We start from the raw sequence: 6,333 nt of genomic DNA on the forward strand, positions 1-6,333 counted from the left end.
GTTGCCGTTGGGGGGAAGCGCAACCGGTCCGCGGCGGCGATCGCGGCGACCGTCACCCGGAGCCGGTCGGCCGCCCGCGCGTTCGCCGGCAGCGGCGCCGTCACGGCCTCGGCCAGCGCGAGCAGCTCGGGGTCGGGCTCCATCGGGACGTGCTCCAGCCGCCCGGTCCACAGCAGGGTGGCCACCGACTCGAAAGACGTCGTGGTCGCGAGCTCGCCGGCGCGGTGGCCGCGGTAGAAGAGGTCGTCGCCGGTGATCAGGGTGATGCCGGTGTGGATCGCCGGGGCGTCCGGCGCGGCCGCCGGACGCCGGCGCCGGGCGGCGAACGCCGTGACCTCGGGCTCGGCGAACAGGCTCTCCTTGCCGTCCGCGTTGCGGTGACTGCCGAGGAGGCCCCGGCTCACGTACGCGTAGACCGTCGCCTTTTTGACGCCGAGCCGGCGCGCCACTTCTTCGGTCGTCAGCAGCCGGTCTCCGCCCATGTGGTCATCTTCTCATGTTGACTGGATCAATGTTGACATGCGGATCGGTGGCGCCGACATTGAGACGATGCTGACCGTGAAACCTGGACTGGCCGACGTCGTCGCGTTCGACACCCGCATCGCCGAACCCGACCGCACCGGCGGCTCCCTGCGCTACCGCGGGGTCGACATCGAGACGCTGGTCGGGCGGGCGGGCTTCGCCGACGTGTGGGGCCTGCTGGTCGACGGCGACTTCGCCCGGCCGCTGCCCGCCGCGGAACCCTTCGCCCTCCCGGTCCGTTCCGGCAACCTGCGGGTGGACCTGCAGGCGGCGACCGCCATGGTGGCCGCCCGGCACGGGCTACAGCCCCTCATCGACATCGACGACGACCGGGCGCGTGATGACCTCGCCCTCGCGTCGGCCACGATGCTGTCGTTCGTGGCGCAGGCCGCCCGCGGTCCCGACCTGCCCGCGGTGCCCCAGAAGCAGGTCGACGCGGGCCGTAGCGCCGCCGAGCAGTTCATGATCCGGTGGCAGGGCGAGGCGGACCCGCGCCGGGTCGAGGCCGTCGACCGGTACTGGGTCTGCGCGGCGGAGCACGGGATGAACGCCTCGACCTTCACGGCGCGCGTCGTCGCCAGCACCGGGGCCGACGTGGCCGCCTGCCTGTCCGCGGCGGTCGCCTCGCTGTCGGGGCCGCTGCACGGCGGGGCCCCGTCGCGGGCGCTGGGCATGGTCGAGGCCGTGGAAAAGAGCGGCGACCCCCGCGGCTACGTCAAGGGGGTGCTGGACAGCGGGAAACGCCTGATGGGCTTCGGGCACGCGGTCTACCGGGCCGAGGACCCCCGGGCCCGCATCCTGCGTGCGGCCGCCCGGGAGCTGGGGGCGCCCCGGTACGAGGTCGCGCTCGCCCTGGAGGAGGCCGCGCTGGCCGAGCTGCGCGAGCGCAAACCGGACCGGGTGCTGGAGACGAACGTCGAGTACTGGGCGGCGATCGTGCTCGACTTCGCCGGCGTACCGGCCGAGCTGTTCACGCCGCTGTTCGCGTGCGCCCGGACGGCCGGCTGGAGCGCGCACATCATCGAGCAGAAACACCTCGGCAAGATCATCCGGCCGTCCGCGGACTACGTCGGCGAGACCGGCCGGGAGCCGTCCGCCCTCGCCGGCTGGGAGCGTCTCGGCGCCACCCGCTAGCGTCTGGCGGGTGAACGACTACTCCTGGCTGCGGATCCCCGCGGCGGACGTGGACCGGGCGGCGCGGGAGCTGCTCGGATGGCGGCTCACCGCCAACGGGGTCACCGCCCGGCTCACCGAGGTCGAGGCCTACAGCGGCCTCGGCCAGGACCCGGCCAGCCACGCCCACCGGGGCATGACCGCGCGCAACGAGGTGATGTTCGGCCCGGCCGGGATGCTGTACGTCTACCAGATCTACGGCATGCACTTCTGCGCCAACGTGGTCTGCGGCGAGGAGGGGGTCGCTTCCGCCGTACTGCTGCGGGCCGGGGAGGTCGTCGACGGGCTGGAGACCGCCCGGTCCCGGCGCCCGGCCGCCAAGCACGACCGCGATCTGGCCGCCGGGCCCGCCAAGCTGATGCAGGTGCTGGCCCTCGACCGGCGGGCCAACGCGACGTCGGTCGTGGACGGCACCGGTCCCGCGACCCTGACCCCGCCGGTCGAGCCGGTGCCGGCGGCCGAGGTGGTCGCGGGTCCTCGGGTCGGGGTCACCTCCGCGCACGACGTGCCGTGGCGGTTCTGGATCAAAGGCGATCCCACGGTGAGCGGCTACCGCCGGCACACGCCCCGGCAGCGCACCCGGAGCTGACGGTCAGTTCCGCTCCGGCTGGGCGAACCGCAGCAGGTTGCCGTACGGGTCGATCAGCTGCATCGTCGGTCCGCCCGGCGCGTCCACGTCGACGCCCGGGGGCTGGGCCGCCTCCGGACGGGACAGCAGCTCGTCGCGCAGCGCGTGGACGTCGGCGACGGGGAACCAGACGACGCCGTGCGGGCTGCCGTCGCCGCGGTGCTCGGACAGGTGCAGCACGGCCTCGGACCTCGAGACCTGCACGTACCACGGCATCCCGGGTTCGAACTGGTGCCGCCAGTCCACGGCGAAGCCGAGGTACCCGATGTAGAACCGCAAGGCCACCTCGACCGACATCACCCGCAGCACCGGCACGCCGGGCGCGATCTCCGGCCGGGCCGGCCCTCCGCTGGTGGTCACAACGCCTCCTCCTTCTCCCGGATGTGCGCCCGGGCCGCGCCGATGCACGGCCCGGCGACGATGAGCGCGGCCACCGCCAGGGCTGCGAGAGCCTCCCCGCCGGTCGGCACCTCGGCCGGCAGCCGGGGGTCGACGAGCCCGCCCGGATCGAGCACCACGATGACCGCGTCGCCGAGTTCGGCCGCCGGCCGGTCCTCGGGCCAGGACCCCAGCCGGCCGGCGACCGGCTCACCGGCGCGCCGGAGCGTGTAGGTGGCGGGACCGCGGCTGCTGCGGTGCACCTCGGCCACAGTGCCGACGGTCCGCACCCCGCGCATGTCCAGGACCACAGCCCAGAAGGCAGCCGCGGCCAGGAACATCAGCAGAGCGCTGAGCAACCAGGCGACCAGGAGCCAGACCGCCCGGGCGTTGACGTACGGCCACGGCCGGGCGACGTAGAAGACGATGGGGCTCACCGCCCACACCAGGGTTCCCACCACCGGGACCAGGTCGGGGCGCACCCACGTGGTGGCGACCACCGAGTCGAGCGCGGCCACCACCAGAAAGACCAGCAGGTACACGCCCGATCGGCCCAGCACGGCTCCGGCTCTTCGCACGGCAGCACCGTACCCGGTGGAATAAGCGCGATCCGCCCCCCGGCGGGCGGCCCGGCCGTTAGCGTTCCCGGTGGTGATCTCGCGTCGGATGTTGCTGCTGCTCGACGTCATGTGTGTGGCCGGCGTCGGCTGGGCCGGCGTGCTCATCGGCGCCCTGCTCGGCGGGGACCGGCTCGTGTCGACCAGCGTGGCCGTGGTGGTCGCCGGGGTGCTCGTGCTGCCGGGGTTCACCGCCGGGGTCCTCACCAACCGGCGGATCGTGCGGGGCCGGCAGCCGCAGAGCGGGTGGGTGCGGTCGGTGTGGTCGCCGCCCGAGTTGCCGCGCTGGGGGCTCACCCTCACCGGGCTGGTGTTCTTCGCGTTCTGGCTGGCCGGGATCAGTGCCATCGCCGGGATGAGCCAAGAGATCCCGGCCGGGGACAGCGCCGCCGCGCAACGCCAGGTCGATCACCAGCAGCGGTTCGCGCTCGGGGTGCTCGGCGGGGTCGGGACCGGCGGCACCGCGCTGGCCGCCGCGTCACTGCTGCGGGTACGCCGCACAGCCCGCACCGGCGAGCGGCAGACGGCGGCGAGCTGAGGCGTCGAGACCGGCGCCGTCCCGCGTATTGACAACTGGTTATATCTGCATGCTTCTATGAGGCACGCGATTTGACATCGTTGTCACCACGAAGGGACGGCTCCCCCATGCTCCGTACCCTCGCCACGGCGGTCATCCTCGTCGCCGCGGCCCTCTCGGTCCCGTCGGCCGCGCAAGCAGCCGCCGATCCCGACCTCACCCAGTACGTCAATCCGTTCGTCGGCAGCGACGACAGCAACTCCCCCAACCCGGTCGGCGGCGGCGCCGGCGGCAGCACCTTCCCCGGCGCCACCGTGCCGTTCGGGATGGTGCAGTTCAGCCCGGACACCCCCACCGCCTCACCGTCGGGCTACCGCGACCGGGACCGCACCGTCGAGTCGTTCAGCCTCACCCACTTCAACGGGGCCGGCTGTCCCAACAACGAGGACATCCCGATCCTGCCGGTCACCGGCGCGCTCGGCGCCTCCCCCGGTTCCAGCTGGACCAGCTACGCGTCCGCCTACACCAAGAGCAACGAGAGCGCCGAGCCCGGCTACTACCGCAACCGCCTCGACAAGTACGGCGTGGACGCGGAGCTCAGCGCGACCAAGCGCACCGGCGCACTCAAGCTCACCTACCCCGCCAGCACCACGGCCCGGGTGCTGATCAACGCCAGCCGCTCGGCCACCGGCGACCGCGACGGCAACGTGACGATCACCGGCAACCGGGTCTGGGGTGAGCACACGGCCGGCGGCTTCTGCGGCGGCAAGACGTTCAAGATGTACTACTCGATCCAGTTCGACCGCACGCCCACCGGCTTCGGCACCTTCAAGGGCGCCACGGTGACCGCCGGATCGTCGACCACCAGCGGCACCAGCACCGGCGGCTACGTCACCTTCGACACCACGGCGAACGCGGTCGTCAACGCCACCGTCGGCATCTCCTTCGTCAGTGTGGCCAACGCGCAGAACAACGCCACCGCCGAGGCGGCGCCCTTCGCCACCGTGCGCGCCAACGCCGACGCCGCCTGGAACACAGCCCTGAACCGCGTGCAGGTGACCGGCGGCGCCACCACCGACCTGCAGAAGTTCTACACCGCGCTCTACCACGTGCTGCAGAACCCGAACCTGTCCAGCGACACCAACGGCGAGTACCGCGGCTTCGACAACGCGGTGCACACGGCGAGCCACCCCGTCTACCAGAACTACTCCGGGTGGGACATCTACCGCTCGTGGGCGGCGCTGGTCGCCCTGATCGCCCCGGACGTGATGACCGACATCGTCAAGTCCATGGTGCTCGACGGCCAGCAGGGCGGACTGCTGCCGAAGTGGTCGCACCAGACCGTCGAGGACTTCGTCATGCCCGGCGATCCCGGCCCGATCATCGTGGCCAGCGCGTACGCGTTCGGCGTGCGCGGCTTCGACACGGCGGCGGCGCTGGCGCTGATGAAGAAGAGCGGCAGCGGCGGCTCGACCCAGGGCGTGGTGCTGCGCGGCAACCAGGCCACCTATCAGGCCAACCGCTTCATCCCGGGCAACCCCTCGGAGACCCTGGAGTACGCGGCCAGCGACTTCGCGATCGCCCAGTTCGCCGGCGCGCTCGGTGACAGCGCCGGGCGCGACACGTACGCGGCCCGCTCGCAGTACTGGCGCAGCCTGTTCAACGGCGAGTCGTCCTATCTGCACACCCGCGACGGCGGCGGGGGCTGGTCGGCGAACCTGAACCCGGCCCAGGAGAGCCCGTACGTGGAGGGCAACGCCGCCCAGTACACCTGGATGGTCCCGCACAACATGGGTGCGCTGATCACCCTGATGGGCGGCCCCGGCACCGCGGTGCAACGCCTCGACCACCACTTCACCGAGCTCAACGGCGGGCTGAGCCGGCCGTACTTCTACATCGGCAACGAGCCCGAGCACAACGTGCCGTGGACGTACAACGCCGCCCGCAAGCCGGCCGGCACGAGTGACGCGGTCCGGCGGGTGATGGCCGATTCGTTCACCACCGGCGCCGGCGGCCTGCCGGGCAACGACGACCTGGGTGCGACCTCGGCCTGGTACGTCTGGTCGGCGCTGGGCCTCTACCCGGTCACGCCGGGCGCGGACACCCTCGCCGCGCACGGTGCGCTGTTCCCGAACGTGCTGATCCGGCGCGGCCCGGGCGACATCACCATCACCGGCGGCAGCGCGGCCAACCGGTACGTGCAGTCGCTGGCCGTCGACGGGAGCACGACCAGCCACAACTACCTGCGCTACGGCGACATCGCGGACGGCGGGACGGTCACCTTCGCCATGGGCGGCAGTCCGTCGAGCTGGGGTACGGGCGCTGCGGACGTACCGCCGAGCTTTGCCGCCGGGGCGACCCAGCCGCCGGCGGAACCGGATCTCGGGGCGAACCTGGCCCTGGGCCGGCCGGTGACCGGCTCGGCGGCCTGCGCCGCGAGCGAGGCCCCCGCCAAGGCGGGCGACGGCGAGCTGAAGGGCTACTGGAAGGGGATATCG

7 protein-coding genes are annotated in these 6,333 nt (G+C 72.7%); 4 read left to right on the forward strand and 3 right to left on the reverse strand.

Going from position 1 to position 6,333, the window contains the following annotated elements; all coding sequences use genetic code 11:
- On the reverse strand, window positions 1-482 hold a 482-nt coding region (locus AB0C29_RS28165), incomplete at its 3' end, for a citrate synthase (RefSeq protein WP_360826089.1).
- Window positions 483-549: 67 nt separating this feature from the next.
- Here AB0C29_RS28165 and AB0C29_RS28170 point away from each other — a divergent pair.
- Together AB0C29_RS28170 and AB0C29_RS28175 are read left to right on the forward strand one after the other, a co-directional pair.
- The gene (locus tag AB0C29_RS28170; protein ID WP_360826092.1) at window positions 550-1,656 is read left to right on the forward strand and encodes a citrate synthase 2; all 1,107 of its coding nucleotides are present in this window, start codon (window positions 550-552) and stop codon (window positions 1,654-1,656) included.
- Window positions 1,657-1,666: 10 nt separating this feature from the next.
- Window positions 1,667-2,284, forward strand: a complete 618-nt coding sequence (locus tag AB0C29_RS28175) for a DNA-3-methyladenine glycosylase (RefSeq protein ID WP_360826095.1) — start codon at window positions 1,667-1,669, stop codon at window positions 2,282-2,284.
- A 3-nt stretch (window positions 2,285-2,287) separates the two neighbouring features.
- Here the strand turns inward: AB0C29_RS28175 and AB0C29_RS28180 are convergent, their stop codons facing one another.
- Window positions 2,288-2,683 carry a glyoxalase superfamily protein gene (locus AB0C29_RS28180; protein WP_360826098.1) on the reverse strand — a complete coding sequence of 132 codons (396 nt, stop codon included), beginning with the start codon at window positions 2,681-2,683 and terminating at the stop codon, window positions 2,288-2,290.
- Window positions 2,680-3,279 carry a hypothetical protein gene (locus AB0C29_RS28185; RefSeq protein WP_360826101.1) on the reverse strand — a complete coding sequence of 200 codons (600 nt, stop codon included), beginning with the start codon at window positions 3,277-3,279 and terminating at the stop codon, window positions 2,680-2,682. The genes AB0C29_RS28180 and AB0C29_RS28185 overlap by 4 nt, the downstream gene beginning before the upstream one ends.
- Window positions 3,280-3,352: 73 nt before the next feature.
- Between AB0C29_RS28185 and AB0C29_RS28190 the strand changes: the two genes are divergently transcribed.
- Both AB0C29_RS28190 and AB0C29_RS28195 read left to right on the forward strand, forming a co-directional pair.
- Window positions 3,353-3,856, forward strand: a complete 504-nt coding sequence (locus tag AB0C29_RS28190; RefSeq protein ID WP_360826103.1) for a hypothetical protein — start codon at window positions 3,353-3,355, stop codon at window positions 3,854-3,856.
- Between the two features lie 107 nt (window positions 3,857-3,963).
- The coding region (locus AB0C29_RS28195; RefSeq protein ID WP_360826106.1) for a GH92 family glycosyl hydrolase at window positions 3,964-6,333 on the forward strand (2,370 nt) is incomplete at its 3' end.

It is taken from the genome of Actinoplanes sp. NPDC048791 (genome assembly GCF_040650095.1).
Taxonomy (GTDB): domain Bacteria; phylum Actinomycetota; class Actinomycetes; order Mycobacteriales; family Micromonosporaceae; genus Actinoplanes.